This window comes from Brevibacterium casei CIP 102111 (genome assembly GCF_900169275.1).
GTDB classification, from domain to species: Bacteria; Actinomycetota; Actinomycetes; order Actinomycetales; family Brevibacteriaceae; genus Brevibacterium; species Brevibacterium casei.
This window is the reverse complement of the sequence record NZ_FXZC01000007.1, coordinates 133,306-159,571: the sequence shown is the minus strand read 5'-3', so window position 1 is coordinate 159,571 and position 26,266 is coordinate 133,306. Positions and strand designations below refer to the sequence as shown.

The 26,266-nt window shown below is 63.2% G+C and carries 21 protein-coding genes; 5 read left to right on the top strand and 16 right to left on the bottom strand.

Annotation, left to right across the window (positions count from 1 at the left end; all coding sequences use genetic code 11):
• Nucleotides 1–57 precede the first annotated feature (57 nt).
• A complete protein-coding gene (locus BC102111_RS15380; protein WP_232252595.1) occupies nucleotides 58–1,674 on the top strand; it encodes a DNA/RNA helicase domain-containing protein in 1,617 nt (538 codons plus the stop codon).
• A 97-nt stretch (nucleotides 1,675–1,771) separates the two neighbouring features.
• On the opposite strand, the gene BC102111_RS15375 is transcribed toward BC102111_RS15380, so the two are convergent.
• The 9 genes from BC102111_RS15375 to BC102111_RS15340 all read right to left on the bottom strand — a co-directional run bounded on the left by BC102111_RS15375 (nucleotide 1,772) and on the right by BC102111_RS15340 (nucleotide 9,373).
• Nucleotides 1,772–3,535 (bottom strand): GmrSD restriction endonuclease domain-containing protein, encoded by a 1,764-nt coding sequence (locus tag BC102111_RS15375; RefSeq protein ID WP_095376912.1) that lies wholly within the window; start codon nucleotides 3,533–3,535, stop codon nucleotides 1,772–1,774.
• Between the two features lie 122 nt (nucleotides 3,536–3,657).
• Nucleotides 3,658–4,134, bottom strand: a complete 477-nt coding sequence (locus tag BC102111_RS17615) for an MFS transporter (RefSeq protein WP_232252816.1) — start codon at nucleotides 4,132–4,134, stop codon at nucleotides 3,658–3,660.
• Between the two features lie 8 nt (nucleotides 4,135–4,142).
• Nucleotides 4,143–4,310 carry a hypothetical protein gene (locus BC102111_RS17895; RefSeq protein WP_217987211.1) on the bottom strand — a complete coding sequence of 56 codons (168 nt, stop codon included), beginning with the start codon at nucleotides 4,308–4,310 and terminating at the stop codon, nucleotides 4,143–4,145.
• The gene (locus BC102111_RS18235) at nucleotides 4,307–4,495 is read right to left on the bottom strand and encodes a helix-turn-helix domain-containing protein (RefSeq protein ID WP_368731288.1); all 189 of its coding nucleotides are present in this window, start codon (nucleotides 4,493–4,495) and stop codon (nucleotides 4,307–4,309) included. The genes BC102111_RS17895 and BC102111_RS18235 overlap by 4 nt, the downstream gene beginning before the upstream one ends.
• Nucleotides 4,496–4,505: 10 nt before the next feature.
• Complete coding sequence (locus BC102111_RS15360) at nucleotides 4,506–5,024, bottom strand: MFS transporter (protein WP_232252596.1); 519 nt, start codon at nucleotides 5,022–5,024, stop codon at nucleotides 4,506–4,508.
• 142 nt (nucleotides 5,025–5,166) lie between these two features.
• Nucleotides 5,167–5,781 carry a hypothetical protein gene (locus tag BC102111_RS15355; protein WP_232252597.1) on the bottom strand — a complete coding sequence of 205 codons (615 nt, stop codon included), beginning with the start codon at nucleotides 5,779–5,781 and terminating at the stop codon, nucleotides 5,167–5,169.
• Nucleotides 5,782–5,867: 86 nt separating this feature from the next.
• The gene (locus tag BC102111_RS15350) at nucleotides 5,868–7,580 is read right to left on the bottom strand and encodes a DUF885 domain-containing protein (protein WP_095376517.1); all 1,713 of its coding nucleotides are present in this window, start codon (nucleotides 7,578–7,580) and stop codon (nucleotides 5,868–5,870) included.
• 81 nt (nucleotides 7,581–7,661) lie between these two features.
• Nucleotides 7,662–9,179 carry a S10 family peptidase gene (locus BC102111_RS15345; protein WP_095376516.1) on the bottom strand — a complete coding sequence of 506 codons (1,518 nt, stop codon included), beginning with the start codon at nucleotides 9,177–9,179 and terminating at the stop codon, nucleotides 7,662–7,664.
• Nucleotides 9,180–9,238: 59 nt separating this feature from the next.
• Complete coding sequence (locus BC102111_RS15340; RefSeq protein WP_095376515.1) at nucleotides 9,239–9,373, bottom strand: ABC transporter ATP-binding protein; 135 nt, start codon at nucleotides 9,371–9,373, stop codon at nucleotides 9,239–9,241.
• Between the two features lie 251 nt (nucleotides 9,374–9,624).
• Between BC102111_RS15340 and BC102111_RS15335 the strand changes: the two genes are divergently transcribed.
• A complete protein-coding gene (locus BC102111_RS15335) occupies nucleotides 9,625–10,473 on the top strand; it encodes a MurR/RpiR family transcriptional regulator (protein WP_141236358.1) in 849 nt (282 codons plus the stop codon).
• A gap of 50 nt (nucleotides 10,474–10,523) precedes the next feature.
• Here the strand turns inward: BC102111_RS15335 and BC102111_RS15330 are convergent, their stop codons facing one another.
• On the bottom strand, nucleotides 10,524–12,539 hold the full coding sequence (locus BC102111_RS15330) for an ABC1 kinase family protein (RefSeq protein WP_095376513.1): 2,016 nt from the start codon (nucleotides 12,537–12,539) through the stop codon (nucleotides 10,524–10,526).
• 92 nt (nucleotides 12,540–12,631) lie between these two features.
• The gene (locus BC102111_RS15325; protein WP_095376512.1) at nucleotides 12,632–13,591 is read right to left on the bottom strand and encodes a LysR family transcriptional regulator; all 960 of its coding nucleotides are present in this window, start codon (nucleotides 13,589–13,591) and stop codon (nucleotides 12,632–12,634) included.
• A 118-nt stretch (nucleotides 13,592–13,709) separates the two neighbouring features.
• Here BC102111_RS15325 and BC102111_RS15320 point away from each other — a divergent pair, with 118 nt between their 5' ends.
• Together BC102111_RS15320 and BC102111_RS15315 are read left to right on the top strand one after the other, a co-directional pair.
• Entirely contained in the window at nucleotides 13,710–14,453 is a 744-nt protein-coding gene (locus tag BC102111_RS15320; RefSeq protein WP_306460275.1) for an aspartate/glutamate racemase family protein, read from the top strand.
• A 202-nt stretch (nucleotides 14,454–14,655) separates the two neighbouring features.
• Nucleotides 14,656–16,215 (top strand): sodium:solute symporter family protein, encoded by a 1,560-nt coding sequence (locus BC102111_RS15315; protein WP_095376511.1) that lies wholly within the window; start codon nucleotides 14,656–14,658, stop codon nucleotides 16,213–16,215.
• Nucleotides 16,216–16,613: 398 nt separating this feature from the next.
• On the opposite strand, the gene pabB is transcribed toward BC102111_RS15315, so the two are convergent.
• From pabB to pheS, 4 genes are all read right to left on the bottom strand, one after another.
• Nucleotides 16,614–18,869 (bottom strand): aminodeoxychorismate synthase component I, encoded by a 2,256-nt coding sequence (gene pabB / locus BC102111_RS15310; protein ID WP_095376510.1) that lies wholly within the window; start codon nucleotides 18,867–18,869, stop codon nucleotides 16,614–16,616.
• A gap of 1 nt (nucleotide 18,870) precedes the next feature.
• Nucleotides 18,871–19,752: an SDR family NAD(P)-dependent oxidoreductase gene (locus BC102111_RS15305; protein WP_095376509.1), complete on the bottom strand. Its 882-nt coding sequence runs from the start codon at nucleotides 19,750–19,752 to the stop codon at nucleotides 18,871–18,873.
• 79 nt (nucleotides 19,753–19,831) lie between these two features.
• Nucleotides 19,832–22,408, bottom strand: a complete 2,577-nt coding sequence (gene pheT / locus BC102111_RS15300; protein ID WP_095376508.1) for a phenylalanine--tRNA ligase subunit beta — start codon at nucleotides 22,406–22,408, stop codon at nucleotides 19,832–19,834.
• A 3-nt stretch (nucleotides 22,409–22,411) separates the two neighbouring features.
• Nucleotides 22,412–23,455, bottom strand: a complete 1,044-nt coding sequence (pheS, locus tag BC102111_RS15295; RefSeq protein WP_101624775.1) for a phenylalanine--tRNA ligase subunit alpha — start codon at nucleotides 23,453–23,455, stop codon at nucleotides 22,412–22,414.
• A 241-nt stretch (nucleotides 23,456–23,696) separates the two neighbouring features.
• Between pheS and BC102111_RS15290 the strand changes: the two genes are divergently transcribed.
• Nucleotides 23,697–25,346 (top strand): acetolactate synthase large subunit, encoded by a 1,650-nt coding sequence (locus tag BC102111_RS15290; protein ID WP_101624774.1) that lies wholly within the window; start codon nucleotides 23,697–23,699, stop codon nucleotides 25,344–25,346.
• 69 nt (nucleotides 25,347–25,415) lie between these two features.
• On the opposite strand, the gene BC102111_RS15285 is transcribed toward BC102111_RS15290, so the two are convergent.
• Nucleotides 25,416–26,075 carry a pentapeptide repeat-containing protein gene (locus BC102111_RS15285; protein ID WP_095376505.1) on the bottom strand — a complete coding sequence of 220 codons (660 nt, stop codon included), beginning with the start codon at nucleotides 26,073–26,075 and terminating at the stop codon, nucleotides 25,416–25,418.
• Between the last annotated feature and the right edge of the window lie 191 nt (nucleotides 26,076–26,266).

Here is a 26,266-nt window from a genome sequence, read left to right as displayed (position 1 = left end):
GTCCGAGCGTGGGGAGCAGTCGACCCTCGTCACCGGAACTGGCCGGTCGTCTACGTCATGAACAACGACAAGCAGGTCTACGTCGGCGAATCCCTCAATGTCGAGGGGCGGATGCGCCAACATTTGGAGTCGAAGCACAAGCAACGCCTCAAGTCAGTGCGGGTCGTTCTCGATGACACATTCAACAAGTCGGCGTGCTTGGACCTGGAGTCATTCCTCATCCGCATGTTCCACGGCGACGGACGTCTCGAGGTGCTCAATCTCAATGCCGGCATCACCGACGCCGAGTACTACGACCGTGAAGCGTATAACAAGACTTTCCGCCAGATCTTCGACGAACTCCGAACGCATGAAGAGTTGTTCCAGCGGACTGTTCCGCAGATCGTCAACAGCGACCTGTTCAAACTGTCACCGTTCAAGGCACTCAACCACGACCAGGCCATCGCGGTCGACGACATCCTCGAGGGCTTCTTTGAGGATCTCGCGAGCGGTGTCAGCAACACCGTCGTGGTGGAGGGCAATCCGGGCACCGGCAAGACAGTGGTCGCGATCTATATGCTCAAGCTGCTTGAGGACATCCGGCATCACGATCCCGAAGAGCCTCTGGACATCGACTCGATTTTCAGCGACTACTTCACGCCGGAACATGCCGAACTGCTCAAGAAACTGCGGTTCGCAATCGTCGTCCCTCAGCAGTCGCTGCGTGACTCGATCGCGAAGGTCTTCAAGTTGACGCCGGGCTTGCAGAGGAATCAGGTGCTCACGCCGTTCCAGGTTGGCGAGAGCCTCGAACCGTTCGATCTGCTCATTGTCGACGAGGCCCACCGACTCAACCAGCGCGCAAATCAGGCAGCGGGCCCACTGAACAAGAAGTTCCGCGAGATCAACGAACGCCTGTTCGCGTGGGACGATCCTCAGCTCACGCAACTCGACTGGATCCAAAAGCAGAGCAGGCACTCGATTCTCATGCTCGACGTCGGCCAAACGGTCCGACCAGCCGATCTTCCGGTCTCGTTGACGAGGAACCTCGCTGGTAAGGCCAAGAATGCCGGCCGACACTACCCGCTTCAGACGCAGATGCGAATCGCGGCAGACAAGGACTACGTCGGATACATCCGTGCCCTCCTCAGCGACAACCCGCCGTTAGAACCCGAGGATTTCGGCGACTACGACCTCAGGCTATTCACCGATCTCGGGGAGATGAGGGAAGAGCTCCGTAAGCGCGAGGAGGAATACGGACTGTCGAGATTGGTCGCGGGATACGCTTGGCCCTGGCGCAGCAAGAACGACCCCGAGGCGTACGACATCGAGATCGATGGTCAGCGGATGCGCTGGAACTCGACCACGACCGACTGGATCAATTCACCGAAGTCCGTCGACGAAGTCGGTTCAATCCATACGGTTCAGGGATACGACCTCAACTACTCCGGGGTCATCATCGGCAACGACCTCCAGTTCGATCCAGTAGCCAAGAAACTGGTGTTCAACCGAACTCACTACTACGACAAGAAGGGTCGCGAGAACAACCCGAAGTTGGGAATCACCTACTCCGACGAGGACTTGCTCGAGTATGTGAAGAACATTTACAGAGTATTACTAACTCGCGGAATCAGAGGCACTTACGTGTATATTTGTGATTCCAATCTAAGAAAGAGTGTTCGTGCACTATTATAAATGCATCTAGAATTTTCTTGGAATCATTTAGAAAAGCCATGAGTTCACACCTGAAGGCAATTAAATCGCGATACGGCACATTTAGGTCTAACCAGAACTAGGAAAACCTGGATCCAAGATTGATACCTTGATCCACAGTTGTCGCTTCACGCGTTTCATCGCCATCGCGCCAATAGATCTTTTCTCCCACAGTCGAAAGAGAGTTTTGCCCTGGAACGCTGATGATAATTACTCCTAATCCATAATAGTTATTATAATCCATGCTGGAGAGTACAGAACTCTTTAAAGGATCACTAAGATTAGAATTTCGTATGCCCGTCTTCCATCGGCCAAAATACTCCTCCGCAGTTTCGCCAAGGACATCGGCCTCTCTCCGCACGCCGACCACATGGCGGCGTCCCACCCGAATCGGCTGAAAGCCATCGAGCTCTCTAATGCGATCGGCATCTGACGTCTTGTCAGTCACACCAATGAGAACTTTCCCGCTACTATTTGGGCCATTATTCGCGATAGCAGCAACAGTTTTGACGACCTTGTCGATCATATTCGCGTCGACGCCCCTCGACCCGTCAAGTCGAAGAAGTCCTTGCTTAAGCTCATAGTTTGGCAACTCAATCTCCGACCTATGCAACACCGCATCGACGTCAATAATCGTGTGGTCGCCATAGACTGCGTCCATCGAAGTAGCTGGAACAACATAAGGGGTCAGCAAACCCTTGATCATGTCGACATTTTTCCGACGGTCCTCCTTCTTAGTCTTTCGACCTTGGATTCGGGAAGCCAAGTCCGTCAGTGACCCCTTAAGAGCTTCATAGTCGCGAATCGAGTTAGATTCCTTAACGAGCTTTTCATGGAAAGCTATTACTAACAGCGTAAACGTGGCGGGAAACGCGTTCGTCGTGGTCCGAGATGAAAAGATGAGGTCTCGAAGCTTTATCGGCGACCCGGATTGTGCAACTTTCATTACTTCGCTGATTGAGAATTTTATTTCATCAGATAGTTTGTCGGAACCATACGTGTCGAGAGCGCGAGTTATTCTTTCATTCTCTTCACTATCGCGGGCATAAACCTCATCAAGCGCGCCTTTCGATCGTTCCAAAATCTGCCCTCCTACGATCGACGCTGCGATATCAGCCAGGCACTCTTCATCTAAGCTATCCCGAAGGTCGGTAGACCGTAAGATTCCAGACTTAACCCAAAAAATCTCGTCGGCTTGAACTAAATACCCATGCTTAGTCATGGGGAGGTCGACGCTTATGGATGGCATGTCACTCAAATCCAGATGATCCGACGATACGTCGCCTCGATGAAAACAGGCCGACAGGCGAATCATATCGCTGAATTCGTCCTTTATCCCAGCCTGCCGACGTTCCTGATTGCTCAATTGATGCCCGTAGGTATTGATGCGCGCAAACACGTCATCAATCTCATTTTCGCTCGCACCCCGCATTACTGATACCGCCATAGAGTAGTCGAGAAAAACGTTAACTTCTCGAGGCTCAAGAAGATTGCTGGAGTTTGGAACCGTGAACTTATTTTCGTTCGCACGCGTCTGCGCTGTGGGAAACTGGGCAATGTCGAAAATTGCTCCTTGAAGAGTGGGAAAGCTTCCTTCTATAAAGGACATCATTGTGAAAAGTCTTTGAAGTCCATCGATAATTTCGTACTTGCCTTCGCCTTTCTCGGCTAGCAGTACCGCTGGTATTGGATATCGATTCAGAATTGATTCGACTAACTTTTGTTTTTCAGTTAGGGTCCAGACCAGTTTCCTCTGGTAACGCCGGTTCACCGTAAGCTTACCTTCGCTGAACCATGTATAGAGCGACTGAATGGTTTTCGGCTGCGAATCTACATCTGCCATGACACTCCTCATTTTTCCGCTTTGCGCTACGCACAATGTATCATGGGAGTAGTCTGACAGCTCTTTACCGTCCCTCAGCTGCTCAACCTTTCCCACGAGGAACACGTACGAAAGCACGCCGACTATGGTGACCGCAGCCGTGCAGACGAACGTCGGGGGCGAAGTCGATACCGGTGGCGAGGAAGCCGATGACGATCGGGCAAGGCGGTCAACGAGTGGTTTCCGATGAAGTTGAACATGCCTCCGGTCAGACCGAGCAGTCGTTTCGGTGCCAATGCTGAAACCAGCGACCAAGTGATCGCAGCGAAGACGTTGCCGAAGAACGCGATCGACATGAACACGATGACCAACGCAGTCGAGTCTGTGTAGTTAGCGCCGAGCATGAACACGGTCATCGCCAGTCCAATGATGATCGGCAGCTTCCGTGCTGTACCCAGGGACAGACATTTCTTCACCATAAGGTCAGAGACCCAACCGGAGAACAGCTCACCGACGAGCGCGGCAATGAGCAGCAGCGAAGCCATTAAACCGGTTTCGATGTAGTCCATCCCCCGGCAGTCGACGAGGTAGGTCGGGAACCAGGTGTGGAAAGACCACAGAGTCGAGGTCAGGCAGAACTGACTAGGCAGATGCCCCAGAGCTTCCGCCTAGTTAGTAAGACCTTGACGTCGGACCACTTGAGGCTCGGCTTTAACTCCTTCTTCGCGTCACTCTCAACGTCGACCGATCCCCCGCCCAAGGCGATGAGATCGATCTCGGCCTGGTTGACTTTCATCTTGTCGCGCGGCTCGCGGTAGATAAGCCATCAGATCGCGGCCCAGATGATTTCGACGACACCGGTGAGGATGAATTGATCATCCTGTGTGCACTCGACCGATCGATTCCCGTCGAATCGACGAGCCACTTCAGCGTGGTCGAGCCATGTGCCACGGCACTGACAATTCGCAGCCCCCTGGCCAGAGTCTGGGTGCTATAGGGGGATGGTATGGCTGGAAATGGTTCCGGAATCCTCGCCCATTACTCCAGTATGGACCCAGTGCCAGGTGAGTACCATCTGCAGCCAGGGCAGAACAGGTGTGAGCAGCGCCAAACCGATGAACTGGCTCGAGGTATAGAAGGCGATGACCCGTCCTCTTTCACGTTCCGGGAACCACGCGGTGGCAACCTTGTCGTTGATTGGGTAGGCAGGCGCCTCGAAACCACCGACCATAAGCCTGAGGATGATGAGGGCGACGAGCCCGCCGGACATTCCCATGAACAGCGTTGCCAGGGACCACAGCACGAGACACGAAGCATAGAGCACGCGCGGTCGCACGCGGTCGACGAGCCACCCTCCGGGCAGCTGCATCGCGGCGTAGGTCCATCCGAAGGCAGACAACAGCAACCCTTGCTGGTCAGTGGTGAGGTCGAATTTCGGAGACAGTGCCGGCATCGCGATGGACAGGTTCGCCCGGTCCATGTAGTTGATGACGACGGTGATGAAAAGCACAACCGCGACGATGTAGCGGATCCGCTTGGGGCGGGTGTGAGTGCTTACGGTTCCACGGACTTGCAAAAGTCCTTTAGTAAGGTCACGAGGTTCTTCGTCATGGCTCTCCCTCACAAACCGTGCAGTGTGACCGGTGGTCCGCCTACCCCAACGAGTCCCACGCCATCCATTGCCGCAGCGCCGGCGCCAACACCAACGCCGCCAGCACACTCCCCGCCAACAGAACCCACGCCCCGAAATACGTGAACAGCTTGAGCTCCGGCGCCAACTGCGGACCGAAGTTCGCCGCCATGAGGATCACTCCCCCAAGGATCAACGCCGTCGAGACGATCACCTGAATGAACTGCTCAACCGTCGACTTGAGCAGGTTCTTGATCATCGAGATATTCAACCCACTCGTCCCGACATCCAAGGTCCCGTCCTGCAGATGCCCGGCGATGCGCGACACCTGCGCCGGGAGCTCGGCCATCTGCGGCACCGTCGCCGCGAAGTAGAGAGTCATCTCACTGCGATCGACACCGAGTCCCCCAACCTCGCGGAGCAGATCCTTCCCGTTCCGCGTCACCAACGTGAGCAGATTGAGTCTGGGGTCGAGCTTCATGATCGACCCCTCGAGCGTGCTGATGGCCCGGAAGGTTGTCGCCACCGACGTCGGCATCGGGAACCCGAAATCGACGACGAAGTCGATGAGCTCACCGAAGAGCGCCGCTGACGTCGGCCCCGGCCGCGGCCAGCTCCAGCTCGACCGCGTCGCCACCGCAGCTAGGCGGCGTCGACGGCGCAGTCTTGTGCGAAACCAGCCGGATCACCAGACCCAGCCGGACCCCCGGACCCAACCGACGCTCACCGGCCCTGGCCGGCGATCCACTCCCGCACTTCGGTCTCCAGCACGGAGAGTGGCACGCTGCCCATCCCCAGCACACAGTCGTGGAAGTCCCGGATCGAGAAGGACTCCCCCAACGCCTCCTCGACCTCTGCTCGCAGCTTCTCGATCGTCAGCTGCCCGAGGTAGTACGCCGTCGCCTGCCCCGGCCAGGAGATGTACCGGTCGATCTCCGTGCCGATCTCATGCTCGGCGATCGCAGTGTTCTCCCGCAGGAAGTCCTGCGCCTTCTCCCGACTCCACCCCAGCGCGTGCATCCCCGGATCGACGACGAGGCGGACAGCCCGCCACATCTGGAAGGAGAGCATCCCGAGCCGTTCGAACGGCGTCTCGTACATCCCCATCTCGTCGCCGAGGCGCTCACAGTAGAGCCCCCAGCCCTCCCCGAACGCGGAGATGTAGCGCTTGCGGAAGTCTTTGACCTCGAGTTCCTCCGCGAGCGAGAGCTGGAAGGAATGCCCAGGAGCGGACTCGTGGAGTGTGAGCGCCGGCAGGGAGTACAGGGGACGAGCCGGCAGGTTGTAGGTATTGACCAGGTACCGATCCGGTGCTCCGCGCCCGAAGGTGTCGAAGGCCGCGAGTTCCTTTGGCGTCTCCATGACGGCGAAACGCTGCTGCGGCAGCCGTCCGAAGTACTCGTGGACGACTCTGTCGAAGGCCTTGCACGTGTAGGTCGCCTCGGCGAGGAGCTGACGCGGCGTCGTGGCATAGAACTGCGGATCGGAGCGCATGTACGCGAACAGCCCCGGCAGATCACCGGCGAATCCGACCTCCGCGGCGATCTCCTCCATCTCCGCACGGATCTTCCTGACCTCTGATTGGCCGAGGTCGAAGATCTCCCGCGGGGAGAGGTCGATGGTCGCGTACTCCCTGATCTGCGAACGATAGAAGTCCATCCCCCCGGGTTGGTCGACGGCCGCGATCGAGTCGGGCAGCTGCGGCAGATACTCCCCGGTGAGGAAGGTCAGAAGCCTCCGATACGCCGGGATGACCTCCTCGGTGAGGACGGTGAGGGCCTCGGCCCTCAGACGATCACGCACCTCGGCGGGCATCACCGTCGGCAGCCGACGAAACGGACCGAAGAACGCAACCTCTGTGACCTCGTTCGCCTCGGCGATCGCCCGCACCGGCTCCTCACGACCGCTCATGCAGATGCGCGCGGGACCGAAACCGCGCGTGACTCCGGCACGCATGTTCTCGATCTGCTGTGAGAAGTACCGCGGAATGTCACGGAGCATCCGCAGATACGCCTCCGCGGCCGCCTCGTCCTCGAGCACGAGCCGGTACGCATCGAAGGCCAGACCCCGCCAGAACGCGGAATCAGCGGTGACCGGGCGCTCCCACATCCGATGCCGCTGCGCCGCGATGAGCGTGACCAGCTGCTCACGGTAGACCTGGAAGTCGATCCGCTCGCTCGCCGACAGCGTCGCAGCATCGATTCCGTCGAGACGAGCCAGAGTCGCCTCCCACGTCGCCTGCCGGCGCTCCTGCGCCTCGAGTCCGACGTCCGGGAGGAAATCGACGATGGCCGCCTTGTGCGAGAGCGAACCGAACTCCGCCTCCCGCCACGCCCATTCGGCGTCGATGATCTCCGCCAGTGCCGTTCCTGCCGCGGTCGCCGAGGTGTCCCCGCCGACATCTGGTGCGCCCACCTGTGCTCGTCCCTTCTTCATCGGCTCTTTTCTCCTCCTCGCCTCGACCGAACGGCAGCACAGCCGAGGCTTCGACCCGCGCCGGACGTTCGGTCGCCTCCCTCACACGGGCTGGTTCGACTCCGGTTTGTCACCTGTCCGCGTCGACCACGCGACGAAGTCGGCGATGTCGCGCAGTTGGTCGACGCGCACCTCCTGGTTGACGTACATCATGTGTCCGGCGGGATAGTAGCGGCGCACGATCTGCTCGTGCGCCTCATCGGAGATCCGCAGGTGCGCGAGCACATGCTCCGACGCCGCGAACGGTGTCGCACAGTCGTGGTACCCGAAGCCCACATAGACCTTGAGGTCGGGATTCGCCCGCATCGCGAACGCGAGGTCCTCAGCTGTGTTGACGAGCGCGTTCTCGAACTCCTTGTACGACCACGGATGCACGCGGGAGGTGAGCACCTCGTAGGTGAGATCCGTTTCGTACTTCAGCTCCGCCCGCAGCAGCTCGTTGATGCCCACCGTGTACGGGTACTGGATGATCGGGTAGGACGGATCGTCCCCGAGGGTCTCCGCCGCGACTTTGCCCGGATGCGCGGTGAACCGTGCATCGAGCCGTCCGATGCGCAGACGTTCATCGCGCAGAAGTTCGCTGAAGAAGGTGAATTCGTCGATGCGCAGATCGGCGAGCTGCACGAAGTCCTCGTCGAGACCGATGAGGTGGGCCAGCCTCTTTCCGACCTGCTTCCTCTCCGTCTCGCCGAGGCGGTGGCCGCGTTCCAGCGCGCGAGCGTAGTCCCCGTAGGCGAACTCGGTGGCTTCGGCGACAACGTCTTCGACAGTGCGGTCCGGATGCCTGCCGTGGAAGTGCGCGACGGCGGCGAATGTCGGCAGGTAGTGGAGGTAGGGGGCTTCGTTGCCCTCGGTGAAGACGACCGTGCCGAAGTCGAGCACCGCGGAGATGAGGATGATGCCGTTGAACGCGATGCCATGACGTGTCGCCAGGTGACCGGCCAGCGCGGCCGCACGGGTCGTGCCGTAGGACTCCCCGGCGAGGAACTTCGGAGAGGTCCATCGGTTGTTCCGGCTCAGCCAGAGTCTGATCACCTCGCCGACGACGTCGCGGTCACCGCTGAAGCTGTGGAAGTCCGCCGGCTTCTCCCCTTCGGCGGTGCGGGAGAACCCCGTCGTCACGGGATCGATGAAGACGAGGTCGGCGTATGCCAGGGAGGTTTCGAGGTTGTCGACGAGACCGTAGGGAGGCGGCGTGCGGTGCCCGATGTCGTTGGTCACCACGCGGCGGGGGCCGAACAGTCCGATGTGCAGCCACGCCGAGGAGGAGCCCGGTCCGCCGTTGAACACGAAGATCACCGGTCGGCTCGGGTCCTGGTCTCCCTCGTCGGGGACGGCCGTGTACGAGGTCGTGAAGATCTGCGCTTTCGGGGTCAGTCCCTCGAAGACGCCGTCGTCGACCACTTCGGAGCCGATGACCATTCGGCCCGCCTGCGCGCGATACTTCAGCGTTCCCGTAGGAAGATCGAGCTCATGGTCGGTGACGACGAAGTCGTCGACCGGCACGGGCTTCTCCGCCCCACGAGTCGTCTCCGGGTCCTGTGTACGTGTGTCCGGCATGTCTGTCTTGCCGCTCCTTTCGATGTCGTCCCCTCCTCGGCGTCGGAGGGAACAGCTGATCACGACGGTTCCGCGTTCTCCCGCCGAGGTTCGAGTGTGGGCACCGCTGCGAGCAGAGACCGCGTGTATTCATGCTGAGGGTGATCGACCACCTCATCACTGGCGCCCTGTTCGACGTTGCGGCCAGTCGTCATCACCGCCACGTGATACGGCCGCCCAGGCGACGCGATGATTCCCAAGCAGGCTCCCTCGACCGTGCTGTCACGACACGTGGTTCCATGCGACCGCAAACACTGTTGCAGATCCCACTGCACAGAGTTGAGAATCAGAGAGACCGTAGTCCTGGAGTTTGGTCGACTTCCGTGGCCAGAATCCGGTACGCTGTGTTGTCTCGGTCACACGTCGAATATAGATCACTGCAGTATCTGTTGCAAGGGGGGACAGCGTGAATATCATCGCGACGTGGCTCGAAGGCCTGATATCCCGCCGAAAGCTGTCTCCTGGCTCGGTTGCTGTGCTCCGCGCGATCGGTGCGGATCCCGAACGGGCCTCGTACTGCAGCGGCGCGGCGCTGGCTGAGGCGGCTGGGGTCAATATCGCGACCGTTGTCCGAGCGGCCCAAGCCATCGGCTTCTCCGGGTGGCCCGAGCTGTCGACAGAGGTACGCAATCGGTTCCTGTCATCCCTGGATCCGGACAAACACTTCGCCAGAAACGCGACAACAACGAAGAAGCCCTCACTTGAACCACTGGCCAGGGACGTCGAACTCATCCATCTCCTCGCGGAAACACTGACCGAGGAGGCGATCGACGACGTCGCCACCGTGATTTCGGATGCGCAGTCGACAGTCGTCTTGGCCACCGGCGCCTACGTCGCTCCGGGAGCAGTGCTGGCGCACAACGGACTCGCGCTCGGATACCGGATTGTCCTCAGCGACGGCTCGGCGACCAGCATGATCAACGACGTTCGCAGGCTCGGACCCGGCGACTGCCTCCTCACCTTCTCGATCTGGAGAACCGACGCGAACCTCGTCCCACTGTGCGAATATGCGAAGGCTCGTGGGGTTCGGATCGTCGTCATCGCCGATCAGCGGTCGAAGCTCGCCGAGCTTGCTGATCGGCTGATTCTCGTACCGTCCGAGGGAGCAGGACCGATGGCTTCGGTGACGTGTGCTGTCAGCGTGGTCCAGTGCGTCGTGAGTGCGCTGGCGAACCTCGACCCGGAACGCTCGGAAGCGAAGCTCGAAGAACTGCAACGCCTCTGGACGCTGACCGGTGCAGTGGTCAGCGACTGAGGGGAGCGAATCACGGTCTCATCCGCACACGCGGCGTCGACTGAGCGCCTCTACCCCAGGCTGTCCCACGCCATCCGCTGCCGCAGCGCGGGCGCCAGCACCAGCGCCGCCAGCACACTGCCCGCCAGCAGCACCCACGCCCCGAAATACGTGAACAGCTTGAGCTCCGGCGCCAACTGCGGCCCGAAGTTCGCGGCCATGAGGATCACTCCCCCAAGGATCAACGCCGTCGAGACGATCACCTGGATGAACTGCTCGACCGTCGACTTGAGCAGGTTCTTGATCATCGAGATGTTCAACCCACTCGTCCCGACATCCAACGTCCCGTCCTGCAGATGCCCCGCGATCCGTGACACCTGCGCCGGCAGCTCCGCCATCTGCGGCACCGTCGCCGCGAAGTAGAGCGTCATCTCACTGCGATCGACACCGAGTCCCCCGACCTCACGCAGCAGATCCTTCCCATTCCGCGTCACCAACGTGAGCAGATTGAGCCTGGGATCAAGCTTCATGATCGAGCCCTCGAGCGTGCTGATCGCCCGGAACGCTGTCGCCACCGAGGTCGGCATCGGGAACCCGAAATCGACGACGAAGTCGATGAGCTCACCGAAGAGCGCCGCTGACGTCGACCCCGGCCGACCATCCCCGTACTTGAGCATGATCTGCCCGATCTCGCGCTGCAGCTCCCGGAGGTCGACATCGCTCGGTGTCCCGAGCAGCTCGAGGATCGCCGCGGTCGCCGCATGGGAATTCTGCGAATCGAAGGCCATGAGCAGCAGGGCGATCGCCCGCCGGTCGCGCTTGTCGATGAGCCCGATCGCCCCGAAGTCGACCAACCCCGCACGCCCCGACGAGGAGACGATGATATTGCCCGGGTGGAGATCGGCATGGAAGATCCCCTTGCCCAGCACCTGCCGGACGACCATGAGGAAGAGATCCTGCGCGATCTCACCCCGCGCGATCTGCGAAAGCCCATTGACCACATCATCGGCCCGCGAGAGCGGCACACCCTCGACGAGGTCCATGACGATGACGTACTCCCCCGACAGCTCCGGGTAGACGTTGGGGATCTCGACGACCGACGTCGTCTCCGTCCGCGCCTTGCCCTGTTCGTCTGCATCGCGCAGCGCCTCGATGTGCGCGAGCTCCCCACGGTAGTCGAGTTCGCCCTGGAGGGATTCGACGAAGCTCTGCGCAAGCTTGACGACCCCGACCTTCCTCGCCCAATCCGTCGACCGCTCGAGCCGCTCGGCGAGCGTGAGGACAATGTCGGAATCCGCGCGCACCTGCTTGCGGATCTTCGGCCGCTGCACCTTGACGGCGACGGCCTGCCCTTCCCACGTCACCGCACGATGGACCTGTGCCACCGATGCGGCCGCGAAGGGCACTTCGTCGAAACTCTCGAACACCTCGGCGACGGGACGACCCCATTGGGTCTCCAACTGTTCCTTCACCTCGGCGAAGGGAACCGGCGGAACGCCGGCCTGGAGTTTGGAGAACTCCTCGACGAACTCGTGCGGGATCATATCCCCGCGGGTCGCGATGAACTGCCCGAGCTTGACGAACGTCACCCCGGCCGCGGCCAGCGCATCACGGGTCGTCGCTGCGATCTCCCGCAGGGACACGCGCAGGGTCGGGATGCGGGGTTTGAGGTAGCGGGCGAGACCGAACTGGATGAGGATCTTCTGGACTTGGGCCAACCGGTTGACGCGGCGGTACCAGGTGGGGATCTTCGGCGCCGAGCGCAGCACGGAGGACAGGGTGCCCGTGGGCAGGACGAGTTCGATGGCGAGGAGGACGAACATCTGGAGGACGATGGCCCACGCGAAGAGGAGGAGGAAGACCATGATCGCGGGGAAGCTCATGTCGAGGCTCGGGTACGTGTTGTCCTCGGAGATGCCGAGGAGCTTGTACGCCTGAAGGGTGATGGGCCAGATCGAAAGGCCCATGATGAGGGAGACGACGGTGTTGCGGGCGGCGCCGGTGCCGATGATCATCATCCGCCGGACGAGGAAGCCGACGATGACAGCGTTGATGAGACCCAATCCGATGGAGTAGAGGATCGTCATCCGCACTCCCCCTTTCGTCGTCCGTGTCCGTGGCCGGCCGACGCCTGCGGAGGTCGTCGGGCTCAGCTGCGCGCTCTCACCACCCTAATTGATCACTCCTGACGATCTCCGCGACCAAGACTCAGAGTTCGCAGTGCGTCGAGGAGGTCGGTGATCTCCAGTGCCGTGTCGAGTTCGGCGGGGACAAGGGCGCTGATGCGCCGGGTGCCGACTTCGGCGATCGAGATCGCCGCGATCCCGTCGACCGCGGTCGTGCGTCGGGCGCTCTGCGGGAGCAGGGCCACGCCGAGGCTGTTCGACACCAATGCCTGGATCGCACCGGGATTGTCGGTGATGTGCCGCGTCCGCGGTTCGAACCCTGCCCGCCGGCACAGTCGTTCCGCGGTCGACCGGCACCGTTCGCAGCCCATGATCCACGGCAGCTCGGCGACGTCGGTGAGCGTATGGATCTGCCCGGCCCGGTTCCAGCGTTCGGGAACGAGGAGGTCGAGCCGATCCTCGCCGAGGTCGATCGTCGTCGCGCCCTCCAGGCGCGGTGGGTCCTCGTCCTCGTGGTGGAAGACGAAGGCGACGTCGATCGCGCCGCTCTCAAGCAGGGTGAGCGCTTCGGGCGGTTCGGCCTCGACGACTTCGTAGGAGTGCCGGGTGACCGTGTCCGGGTGGTCAGCGGCGCTCGTCTCGAGCGTGCCGAGGGCGGCGGCGAGGGGACCGATGACAAAGCTGGGGAAGCCGGCGAGGCGGACATTGCGTCCGCCGAGGCCGAACGCGGTCGCAAGGTCGCGGCGGAGTCCCGTCACCGAGGCGGCGACCTCGGATGCGCGGATGAGGGCGAGCTGGCCGGCGGTCGTGAGGACGATGCCGCGTGGGGTGCGGTCGAAGAGGGTGACGCCGAGATCCTTCTCGAGCGCTGACATGTGCTGAGAGAGCGCGGGTTGGGACCAGCCGATCTCCCGGGCGGCGGCGCCGAGGCTGCCGGCTGCGGCGACGGCGCCGAAGAGGAGGAGGCGTTTCGGGTCGCCCGTGGCGAGGGCCTGGTCGAAGTGCTCGGACATAAGTTCAGCTTATGTCATGTCAGTCGTAACTGGGTCTACTGCCGGGGTTCTGCGTGGTTCAGACTAGAAGGGCATAAGAAATTGGCGACTGTCGCTGGCTGAACTGTTGCGGTTCGGGATGGCAGTCGCAGTGGGAACGATGAGGAGAACGACGGTGCGGAGAATCGGACTGCTGGGTGGAATGAGCTGGCACTCGAGCATCGAGTACTACACGAAGATCAATGCGGCGATCGCCGAGCGCCTCGGCGGGCATCACTCCGCGCAGATCCTCCTCGACTCGTGCGACTTCTCCGGAATCCGTGACTACCAGATCGCCGAGGACTGGGACGGGGCCTCGGCGGCGTTGGCGGCGACGGGTCAGCGTCTCGCTGCCGGCGGCGCCGAGGCGGTCGCGATCGCGACGAACCTCATGCACAAGACGGCACCGACGGTCGAGGCGACCGTTGACGTTCCGCTCATCCACATCGTCGATTCGATCGCTGCGATGGCGAAGGACCGCGGGTATTCGACGCTGGCCGTGCTGGGGACGAAGTGGACGATGCTCGACGGCTTCTACACTGAGCGTCTCGAAGCGCAGGGCATCACGACGCTCGTCCCCGATGAGGCGACGTGTCTCGAGGTCGACCGGATCATCTGGGACGAGCTCACCCAGGGCAGGTTCACCGATGCCTCGCGCGCTCGCTACATCGAGATCATGCAGTCACTGGCCAACCGAGGCGCCGACGCTGTGGCTCTGTCGTGCACCGAAATCGGGCTGCTCGTTCCTCCGGAGGTCGCTCCCCTGCCGGCGATCGATTCGGTCGATGCTCACGTGGCGGCGATCGTCGAGTGGATGATGGCAGACGAGCTGGCTGCGGTCTGATCGTGGAGCCGACCGCGCTCTCGTGCGTGGTTGGGCCACCCTTGTGACCTGGGGCGGATAGGGTCGCGGAATCGATCAATTCGACAATCACAGTTGTCTCCGATGCGACCTTCCGGTAACTTCTCGGATTAGGGAAACACGATCGTCTGTTCGTTTCGGGGTCGAGGTCTGCTGAGATCCCGTCCGGTTTTCGAGGAGGGGCATGGACGCTCCAGGACTTGGCGGGCTCAACTGGGCCGTGATCATCATCTATCTGCTTGCGACACTGGCCATCGGTGTCTGGTTCACCCGCAAAGCGGGACAGAGCACCGAGGAGTTCTTCAGGGCCAGCGGCCGGATTCCGTCGTGGGCGGCGGGTTTCAGCATCTATGCGACGACGCTGTCGGCGATCACGTTCATGTCGACGCCGGAGCAGTCGTTCCTCAACGACTGGTCGTATGCGGCGGGCAACATTGCGATCTTCCTGCTCGTGCCCATCCTCGTCTGGTTCTACATCCCGTTCTTCCGGAAGCTCGATGTCACGACCGCGTACGAATACCTCGAGGCGCGGTTCGGGCCGAGCATCCGCGTGCTCGGGTCAGTGCTCTTCGTCCTCTTCCACATCGGCCGTGTGGCCATCGTCGTCTATCTGCCGACGCTGGCGATCAGTTCCGTCACCGACCTCAGTCCGGTGCTCATCGCCGGCGCCGTTGGTGTGCTCTCGGTGATCTACACGTTCCTCGGCGGCATGGAAGGCGTCATCTGGTCGGACGTCGCACAGGCGATCATCCTCCTCGTCGGGGCGGCAGTCATCCTCATCTTCGGCATCGCGGCCATCGACGGTGGATTTGCCACCGTGGCCGCCGATGCTGCGGCGGACGACAAGCTCATCTCCGCCGAGAATTGGACGATCGGCGGAGCGGCAGCGGCCATCCCGATCATCTTCCTCGGGTCGGTCTTCAACAATCTCCACCAGTACACGGCCAGCCAGGACGTCGTGCAGCGGTATCAGACCACCGATGCGCCGGGCGGGGCCGCCCGGTCGCTCATGGTCAACGGGTTCCTCGCGCTGCTGACGATTCCCCTCTTCTACGGGATCGGGACAGTGCTCTACAGCTACTACCGGCACGCAGACGCGTTGCCGGCGGACTTCAACACCTCGGCGATCGTCCCCTACTTCGCGGTGAATGTGCTGCCGGCTGGGATCTCGGGTCTGCTCATCGCGGCGATCTTCGCCGCAGCGCAGTCGACGATCTCATCGAGCCTCAATTCGATCTCGGCGTGCGTCACTGTCGACATCCGCGACCGGTTCTTCCCGCCGCGCGATGGGCAGGCGCGGTCAGGAGTGGGCTTCTCGCGGTTCGTCATCATCGCTGTCGGAGCCGCGTCGGTCGCCGTGGCGCTCTACCTGGTCGCAACCGATCAGGCGGAGACGTGGGATCTGTTCCTCAGCATCACAGGCCTCTTCGGCGTTCCGCTCGCTGGTGTCTTCGCTTTGGGGATCTTCACGAAGCGAGCCAACACCTTCGGAGTGCTGTGCGGTCTGCTCTTCGGCGCAGGGCTCGCCTGGTATGTCCAGAACGTCGTCGGCCTCAACCCGTTCGCGATCTCGATCGTCGCGTTCGTCGCGTCGGTGGTGTTCGGGTACGTGTTCTCGATGCTGACGAAGTCGTTCACCCTGCGCACGGATCGCGACGTGCTGCCGTTGACGATCTACGGGAAGCGGGAGGCTTATGTGCCGCAAACCAACTCGGGTCGTGTCGATGAAATGCTGCGCGACTAGGTCCTGGCGCACCAGCTTTAAGGAAACTGAGCTGAAGTGACGCGCTAAGTTCTAGGTCCAGACGAAATCGTGGTCCAGGTGCCTTTAGCAAGTTCAGGTTGCAATGCCAATGCTTATGATCGCAATAACAACTGCGGCAGGCGAGGTGACTACCCCCGCTATCGCTGACCCTTTGTTAGTAGACTCGCCTGAGTTCGCTCGACCGATTCCAATACAGCCAAAGACCAGGCCGAGGACTCCGAGCACCATCGCCGCTCCAGTGCCGCCCGCTCCGGCAGGCGAACAAATTGCGGCGGTACACGCAGCGACTCCGATGACCAAGGAAGCGGTACTCAAACCATTCTTGGGTCGCGGAGGTACTTGCCGAGGGTCATAAACGGGACGCATGTAATAATTCACTATGTAATCATAGCCGGCGTAGACGAACTACCTGACCGATTTTCAACGCTCACATGACCAAACGGTCGTCGTTCTACGATATTAATTGTTCTCAGAACTGGACGGGCTTTGACGATTATCTCCTCAAGTTCTCCAACCGAATCAGAGAGAGCGACGATCGCACCTCCCACGCCATAGCTGAGGTGTTCGTCGGCCAGTACCGTTGTACGGATGAGGACGCTGAGGTCTACAGTACCGTCGAGGGAGAAGAAGCCGATTGCTCCGCTGTAGACTCCGCGCGGGCCGTCCTCCAGGTCGTCGATGATCGACATCGTGCGATGCTTGGGGGCGCCCGTCATGGATCCCGGGGGGAACGCTGCTCGGATGCACTCGACCGGACCCGCAGTGTCCCGCAACTGAGATCGGACTGTAGAGACGAGCTGGTGAACCGTCGCGTAGGTCTCCACGTCGAAGAGCTTCGTGACCTCGACCGACCCGAGTGCGGCTGTGACTCCGAGATCATGTCGAACGAGATCGACGATCATGAGATTCTCCGACCGATCCTTCACCGACGTCCGCAGATCAGCCTTCAACGCTTCGTCCTCCTCGGGGGTGCTCCCCCGCGGACGCGTCCCCTTGATCGGCTTCGACTCCGCGACTCCACTCGCCGAGATCCTCACGAACCGCTCCGGCGACGTGCTCAGAACAATCACCTCAGACGACTTGAGGAAGGCTCCGAACGGCGTCGGGTTGTCCCGCCTCAGGTCCCCGTACGTTTCGAGCGCATCCCGCGTCCACGGCATCTCCAACATATTCGTCAGACAGACCTCGTACGTCTCACCGTCATTGATGAGCCGCTGTGCCTCACTGATGAGATCAAGGTATTCAGATCGCGAATGGCGGGCCCGCAGCTTTGGAGGAAAATCCGACAGCGTGTCCGATCCATGACTGAATTGAGAATGTACTGCCGCCGCGGGTCCCGGCTCGACTCTGTCCAGATCTGGCCCGATCGCATCGATCCGGCGAGCCGTCTCGTCGAACCACGCTCCACAGTCATCCTCAGTCACGCCGTCACCGCTAAGGGCGAGGAGGTAGGCGCGTCCCTGTTCGTGATCGATGACGAGAGCCCGGTCGAGGAACAACATCAGCGCGTCCGGGTGTTCAGAGGCATGCCTTCCCGGCGAACCGACTTCGGCTTTGAGCTCGTAGCCGAGATACCCGACCCACCCGAGACGGAAAGAGAATGGCAGTTCGGCGACCTCAGGCGTCTGCACGAGCTCTGTCGACTTCAGATCATCGTTCAGCCAGTCGAAGAAGCCGGAGTGAAGAGTCTCGGTTGCGTTCGCTGACCTGACCTCAAGCGTCCCCGCGGGGACGTCTGCAGTGAGCCGTCGGCTCAGCGGACCGGTGGGTGCTCCCATGATCGAGAACCGCGAATCCGCATGACCCGGCATATTGCCGTCAAGCCACACGGCATCAGGTTCGTCGGCGAACAGTGCGCTGAAAATGCCGGATGTCGACGCTGACAACGACATCTCACGCACGAGCAATGTATACGTCCGTTGCTCCGGCTCGGGGGTATTGCCGACAACGGCCTCGACCGCTTCATTGCGAACGAAACGCTCCCCCGAACCCGCCGCGTCGGCAGGACGCGCGCGACCGCCGCTGGTCGCCCGCGACACTCCCTGCTCTGCCCACCATTCCTCGGTCAGCCGGCGGAAGTTCCGCAACAACGCCGCCGCATGTTCCGTCACGATCGACTCCGGATGGAACTGCACACCCCACTGCGGCCGCATCTTATGCGCGAGCCCCATGAGCACACCATCATCCGACCACGCCGCCGCCTCAATGCTGTCGGGCAACTCGGACACCGCCAACGAGTGATATCGCGCCGCCACGAACGACGGTGGCAAACCTTCGAACAAGCCCGTGCCCGAATGCCGAATCTCCGACACCCGCCCGTGCCGCGGCTCCGGTGCATGAGCGATCGTGCCGCCGTGCACGTGCGCGATCCCCTGATGCCCGAGGCACACCCCGAGCACAGGAATCGCCGCATGCTCGATGACATCGGCGCAGATCCCGAAGTCAGCAGGCTCAAGCGGCGTTCCCGGCCCCGGCGAGATGACGACATTGTCGAAATCTTCAAGCGCCGCCGACGAAAACTCAGCCCAATCGTTGGGCACGACGACCGGTTCGCAGCCGTTCACCTCGGCGAGGAGATGGAAGAGATTGAACGTGAACGAGTCCGCGTTGTCGATGAGCAGGGTGCGGATCATCTCACCCGAGGACGAGCCGACGCGTCGAATCCGAGAACCCAGCAGCCGCCTCGGCGCGCAGGGACTCCTCGGTGTCGGCACCGGCACGAACGTACCGGCCGGTGAACGCGTCGAGTGACCCCGATGCGAGCGCCAGCGCCAGATCGGTGACCTGCTCCGGGGTCGTCCAGTCGCCCTCGGTGCGGAAGTCGTGGACGGGCATCGACTTCGTCATCGCCGTCTCGACGACGCCGGGCGCCATCTCGAAGATCCGCAGACCCTGGTCGTGCCCGAAGTGGACGACGGAATCGGCGATCCGGAACAGCGACGCCTTCGACGCCGAATACACCGCGTACGCGGGCGTGCCCTTCGCCCCCGACCCCGAGTTGAGGTCGATGATGCGGCTGGGACGACCGGTCGCCTCGGCTGCGGCGATGAGGACGGCCGCGAACGCGTTGACCATGAGCGCAACCCCGAGGACGTTCGCCCCGACGACCCCCGCGAGGCTCTCCGGATCGGCGTCCCAGAGCGGGCCCTCGGTCGACTCGATGCGGCCGGCATTGTTGACGAGCACCTGCAGCCGCTGCCCGGTCTCCGCCTCCAGCCCGGTCACCGCGGCCTTGAGCTCAGCGACCGACGCGGCGTCGTCGACGGTGAGTCCGAAGCCGGTCGCCTTCCCACCGGTCTCCCCCGCGATCTCGGCAGCCGCCTCACGGGCCTTGACCGCCGAGGTCGCCGTGACGACGACGCGGTAGCCGGCCCGGGCGAACGCCTCGGCGAGGTGGCGGCCGATGCCGCGCGCACCACCGGTGATGAGCGCGATCGTCTCCTCCGGCACCGCGGTCGCCTCAGTGTTCGCGGAATCGGCGGGCATCCGGGTGCCGTAGGGCAGCTTCTCACTCATGGTCGGGACTCCTCAGTAACAGCGAGCAGACGGATGGGTCAGCGAGCAATCGGACAGTTTTGGCAAGCGTTCGGACAGTTCAGCTCCGGACGACCGCACCGTGGCGTTCGGTCGCGAGCGCCGTCGCCGCCTCACGCATCGCCGAGGCCTCATCGGCCTTGAGCGTGCGGTCCGGGGCCCGGAAGGTCAGACGGAACGCGAGGGACTTCTTTCCTTCGGGCAGCTGGTCGCCGGTGTAGAGGTCGAAGATCTCGATCCCCTCGAGGTCGGCCCCTGCCCCCTCGACGAGCGTCGCCTCGAGCGTCTGCGCGGGCAGATCCTCATCGACGACGAGCGCGACGTCCTGCCGGGACACCGGGTAGGTCGAGAGCGCACCGTCCCAGGTCCGCAGGTCATCCTGCGCGAGCAGAGCGTCGAGGTCGATCTCGAAGGCCACCGTGCGCGCCGGCAGACCGAGGTTCTCGATAACCTTCGGGTGCAGCTCACCGGCGTACCCGAGCACCTGACCGTCGGCGAGCGTGAACTTCGCTGCCCGTCCCGGGTGCCACGGGGCACCCCGTTCGGCTTCGACGCTCACGTCGACGCCGCTGACCTCGGCGATCCGGCGGACCGTGTCGATGACGTCGGTCGCCTCGGCGCGGCGGCCCTTGCCCCAGATGCCGGGGAACTCGGCGTGACCGGCGACGACACCGGCGAAGTGGTACGGCTGGGCCGGCACCGAGGCGTAGATCTCCTCGAGCTCGGCCTCCGTCGGGTGGTAGCCCGGCAGGTACCGCGGTCCCGGCTTGGTCGGCAGACCCTCCGACGTCGAGACGAGCCCGGCCTCGAAGAGCGCGGCGTCTTTGGCCCCGCGACCGAAGTTGCGGACCGCGACGTCGAGCAGCGTCGAGAGCAGGGTCGTGCGCATGAGCGGCAGGTCCTCGGACATCGGGTTGGCCAACCGGATGTGCTTCCGCCGCGGATCGTCGGCCTCGAGCCTGAGTTCGTCGTCCCGCTTCGCCGAGGTGAATGGATAGCTCAGCACCTCCGTGTACCCGTCCGCGGTGAGAAGGTTCGAGATCCGCCGACGCGCGCGCTGCGCCTCGGTCAGTCCGGTCCCGGTCCGGGCGGCGGGCTGGATCGAGGGGATCCGGTCGTAGCCTCCGGTGCGGGCGACCTCCTCGACGAGGTCGATGTCCGCGGTGAGGTCGGGGCGCCAGCTCGGGACGGTCACCCGCAGGATGCCGTCACCGAGGTCGTCGACGCCCGCCCCGATGCCCTCGAGGAGGCTGACCACCTCGGCGAGGGAATAATCGACACCGACGACCGAGGACACACGGTCGACGGCGAGGTCGATGACGACCGGGGCCGGAGCCTCACCGATCTGCGTCGTCGCGGCACTGAGTGTGCCGCCGGCGAGCTCGACGAGGAGGTCGGCGCAGCGCCTGGCCGCGACCGGTCCGAGCCTCGGGTCGACTCCGCGTTCGAACCGGCGCGAGGCCTCCGAGGAGAGCTTGTGGCGACGCGAGGTGCGGGCGATCGAGATCGGGTCGAAGTGCGCGGCCTCGATGACGACGTCGGTCGTCTGGTCGTTGACCTCGACGGCGGCACCGCCCATGACACCGGCGAGGCCGATGATCTTCGACGACCCGTCCGCGCTGCGGTCGGTGATGAGGAGGTCCTCGGCGTCGAGGGTGCGTGTGATGTCGTCGAGGGTCGTGAACTTCTCCCCCGCCTCGGCGCGGCGGACGACGATCTCCTCACCGAGGAGCGCAGTGTCGTACGCGTGCAGCGGCTGGCCAAGTTCGAGCATGACGTAGTTCGTGATGTCGACGGTGAGGCTGATCGGGCGCATCCCGGCCTCGAGGAGGCGGTGGCGCATCCAGTACGGCGTCGCCTTTGTCGGGTCGATGCCGGTGACCTGGAGGGCCGTGAACACATCGGCGCCGGGCACACCGTCGATGGGACGGACGTCGTCGATCACGACAGGGAACCCGTCAGCGGTGGGGGCGTTCACCTCGGCGACGGATTCGCTTCCGAAGTCGGTGAAGGACTGCCCCTTCATCTGCGCATACTCGCGCGCGATGCCGCGCATCGAGAGCTGATAGCCGCGGTCGGGGGTGACGTTGACGTCAAGGGTGACGTCGTCGAGGCCGAGGAGGGCGATCGCGTCATCGCCGGGCTCGCCCGTGAGACCGAAGTCGGAGAGGACGATGATGCCGCCGTGATCGTCGCCGAGGCCGAGCTCAGCGGTCGAGCAGATCATCCCGTCCGAGGTGTGACCGTAGGTCTTGCGGGCGGCGATGCGGAAGTCGCCGGGGAGGACGACCCCGGGCAGGGAGACGACGACGAGGTCGCCAGGCTCGAAGTTGTGGGCACCGCAGATGATGCCGCGGCTCTGACGCTCCTCGCCCGGCTGCGGATCCTTCGGGTCGTCGGCGGCCTCGTTGTGCTCGGGGCCGACGTCGACGCGGCACCAGTTGACGGTCTTGCCGTTGGAGTGCTCCTCCTTGACGAGGTCGAGGACACGACCGACGACGAGGGGTCCGGTCACCTCGGCGCCGAAGTAGTCCTCCTCCTCGAGCCCGATCGCAGCGAACTCGGCGGCGAGGGCATGGGGGTCTGTGTCGGCCGGGTAGTCGACGTAGTCAGCCAGCCAGGAGAGTGGGACGCGCATATATCAAGCCTTCATTCCGAAACGGGCCGAGAAGCGCACATCGCCTTCGACCATGTCGTGCATGTCATTGATGCCCTCGCGGAGCATGAGCGTGCGCTCGATGCCCATGCCGAAGGCGAAGCCCTGGTAGACGTCGGGGTCGATGCCGGCGGAGCGGAGAACATTGGGGTGGACCATGCCGCAGCCGCCCCACTCGATCCAGCCGGGGCCGCCGACCTTGTTCGGGAACCAGAAGTCCATCTCCGCGCTCGGTTCGGTGAACGGGAAGAAGCTGGGGCGCAGACGGGTCGTCGACTCGGGGCCGAACATCTCCCGGGCGAAGCCGTCGAGGGTGCCCTTGAGGTTCGCCATCGTCAGGCCCTTGTCGATGGCGATGCCCTCGATCTGGTGGAAGACGGGGGTGTGCGTGGCGTCGAGCTCATCGGTGCGGAAGGTCTTGCCGGGGCACACGACGTAGAGCGGCACGCCGCGTTCGAGCAGGGACCGCGACTGCACCGGCGAGGTGTGGGTGCGCAGGACGAGGCCGGCCTCGGGCGGGTCGACGAAGAACGTGTCCTGCATCTGCCGGGCCGGGTGGTCGGGGCCGAAGTTGAGCGCATCGAAGTTGAGCCATTCGGCTTCGATCTCAGGTCCTTCGGCGACCTCCCAGCCGAGGCCGATGAAGTAGTCCGCCGCCTGCTCCTGGATGAGAGAGAGCGGGTGGCGAGCGCCGAGGCCGCGACGGTTCGACGGGAGGGTGACGTCGATGGACTCCTCGATGAGCACGGCGGCGTCGCGTTCGGCTTCGAGTTCGGCCAGGCGTTCGTCGTGGGCCTTCTTGACGAGTCCGCGGGACTTGCCGACGATCTTGCCGGCGGCGGACTTGTCGGCCTTGTCGAGTCCGCCGATCGCCCGGTTCGCCAGTGCCAGCGGGGCCTTGTCGCCCATGAAGTCGCTCTTCGCCGCCTTGAGGTCATCAAGTGTGCGGGCGTCCGCGAACGCCTGCAGCGCCGTATCCACGGCAGCCTGCACGGCTGACTCGTCCAAGGGGTCCAGCTGGTCTGTCATCGAAGTCCTTTGTCGACTGCTGTGATCTCGGCATTCGACTGGTCATTCGAATGCCTCTCTGCCGCAGATCAGTCTATCGCCTCGGGGACTCGTGGTCGGGCGGTCGTCCGGGTGGCGGTCGGGGACGATGGCGGAGTTCCGGGTCCACCTCGCCGAGGTGACCGTACGGAGCGTTCGTCCGCTCAGTCCCTGTGATCGAGAAGTCAGTGCCCTTGACGGTTTCACGCGCTACTGTCGGAACATGACGACGAATGAAAGCGATGTCCCAGTCACGGCGTCCGATGTCATGGTCCGTGCCCTCGAGAACGAGGGTGTCGAACGAATCTTCGGGATCCCCGGCGAGGAGAACCTCGACTTCCTCGATTCGCTCAGACGCTCGAACATCGAACTCGTCATCACCCGCCACGAACAGGCCGCCGCGTTCATGGCGGCCACCTACGGTCGTCTCACCGGCAAGCCCGGTGTGTGCCTGACGACTCTGGGCCCCGGCGCGCTCAACCTTGCCACCGGTGCCGCGTACGCACAGCTCGGCGGGATGCCGATGGTGATGATCACCGGACAGAAGGGCATCCTCACCGCCGAGCAGGCCCGCTTCCAGATCGTCAACACCGTCGCCGCGATGGGACCGCTGACGAAGTCGACCCACCAGATCATCTCGCCGAGGATGATCCCCACGATGGTGAGAGAGGCGTTCCGCGTCGCCGTCGACGAACGCCCCGGTCCCGTTCATCTCGAACTCCCCGAGGATGTCGCCGGCACCCCCGTCGAGCACTACGATCTCATTCCCCCGCACCCGATCCAACGGCCTACCCCGTCGAACGAGGCGCTCATTGCCGCGGCCGAGGTCATCCGCAATGCGAAGCGCCCCCTGCTCATGCTCGGGGCCGATGCCTCGCGAGCCGACTGCAGCTGGCCGCTCGCCGAGTTCGTCCCCCGCGTCGGCATCCCCTACTTCACGACGCAGATGGGCAAGGGCACGGTCTCCGGCTCGACCGGCCTCTACATGGGCACTGCGGCGCTGACCGACCGTGACTACGTCCACGACGCGATCGAGCAGGCCGACGTCATCGTCACGATCGGCCACGACACGACGGAGAAGCCGCCGTTCACGATGGACGAGCACGGCCCCACCGTCGTTCACCTCGGATTCCGTGCCGCAGTCGTCGAGCAGGTCTACTTCCCCCAGTACGAGGCGGTCGGCGATCTCGGACCCACGCTCATGCGCCTCGGCGACATGCTCGAAGGGCAGGTCCCCAACGCAGGCGCGCTGCTGCCGATGCGCGAGGAGATCCTCACGAAGATCGAACAGGGGTCGAACGACGACCGGTTCAGTCCGCAGCGGATCGTCCACGAGGTGCGCCGCGTCATGCCGGTCGACGGGATCCTCGCCCTCGACAACGGGATGTACAAGATCTGGTTCGCCCGCAACTACCGCACCACCAGGGCAAACACCGTCCTCCTCGACAATGCGCTGGCGACGATGGGGGCGGGCCTGCCCTCGGCGATCGGGGCGAAGCTCACCCACCCCGAGTGCCGAGTCATGGCGATCTGCGGTGACGGCGGGTTCATGATGAACAGCCAGGAGATGGAGACCGCGGTGCGGCTCGGCCTCGACCTCGTCATCCTCATCCTCGAGGACAACGCGTACGGGATGATCCGGTGGAAGCAGGCCGTCGACGGGCTGACGGACTACGGGATGACGTTCGGCAACCCTGACTTCGTCACCTACGCCGAGTCCTACGGTGCCAAGGGACGTCGGGTCGAGGACATCGCCGACTTCCACGATGCCCTCGAGTCGGCGTTCACCGAGGGTGGAGTCCAGCTCATCGTCGCCCCTATCGACTACACGGAGAACGTCCGCGTCCTCATCGAGGAGCTGCGGGACCGGTAAGTCGTTCGGGCGTTGCCCGGAATCAGACCGACCCCCGCCGAGGCGGCCCACCGTTATCGCCCAGCCCTCCTACTCGACGGTGACGCCGAGTTCGCGGGCGAAGAGGTCGGCGAAGACCATGAGCTGCTGCTCGTCGATCGTCGTGCCACGCAGCGAGTGGATGCCCGAAAGCCTGCGCGGGGCGAGTCCGCGCAGGTCAACGCCGCCGAGGCTCGATCCGTCGAGCTGGAGGTCGGCGATCGTCGTGTCCGGGAAGGCGACGAGCTTCGCGGTGCCCATGCCGAGGTCGAGTTCGTCGATCGCGCACCCGCGGAACTCGACGTCGGTGAGCTTCGCCGACCGCAGGTTGAGGTAGGAGATCCGGCAGTTCTCGACGACGACCTTCTCCCACACGCTGTCGACGAAGACCCCGGCTCCGATCCGGCCCCCGCTGATCTCGGTGTTGAGCAGGTTCGCTCGCGGCATCGTCAGGGTGTCCGCGCGGGAGTCGACGAGGCGGACCCCGGAGAGCCGCGCCCCGGTGAAGTCGGCGTGCGCCTCGGCGTCGCCAAAGGTCACCCTGGTGAAGGCCGAGTCAAGGAACGTCGTGCCCTTCGCATCCACCTCGGCGAGGTCGAGGTCGGTGAAGTCGCGCCCTTCGAGGAACTCGTCGGGACCGATGTCGCCGAGGAGGCCCTCCGCGAGGTTCGCATGGTCGATGGTCGGCAGCTTCGGTGCGGCGGTCGTCATGTCTGCACACTATCGCCGAGCGATGACGCGGCGTGTGAGCGCCTCTCGATCAACGGTTCGGTGAAGAATCGACGCTCCGCCGATCACTGCCACTCCTCGATCAACGCCGGGCTCGAATTCCGCGTCGCTCGCGACGCGGAATTCGTGCTGCGCGTGGATCGAGCGTCGGAGGACCGTCGCCGCGTGGAACG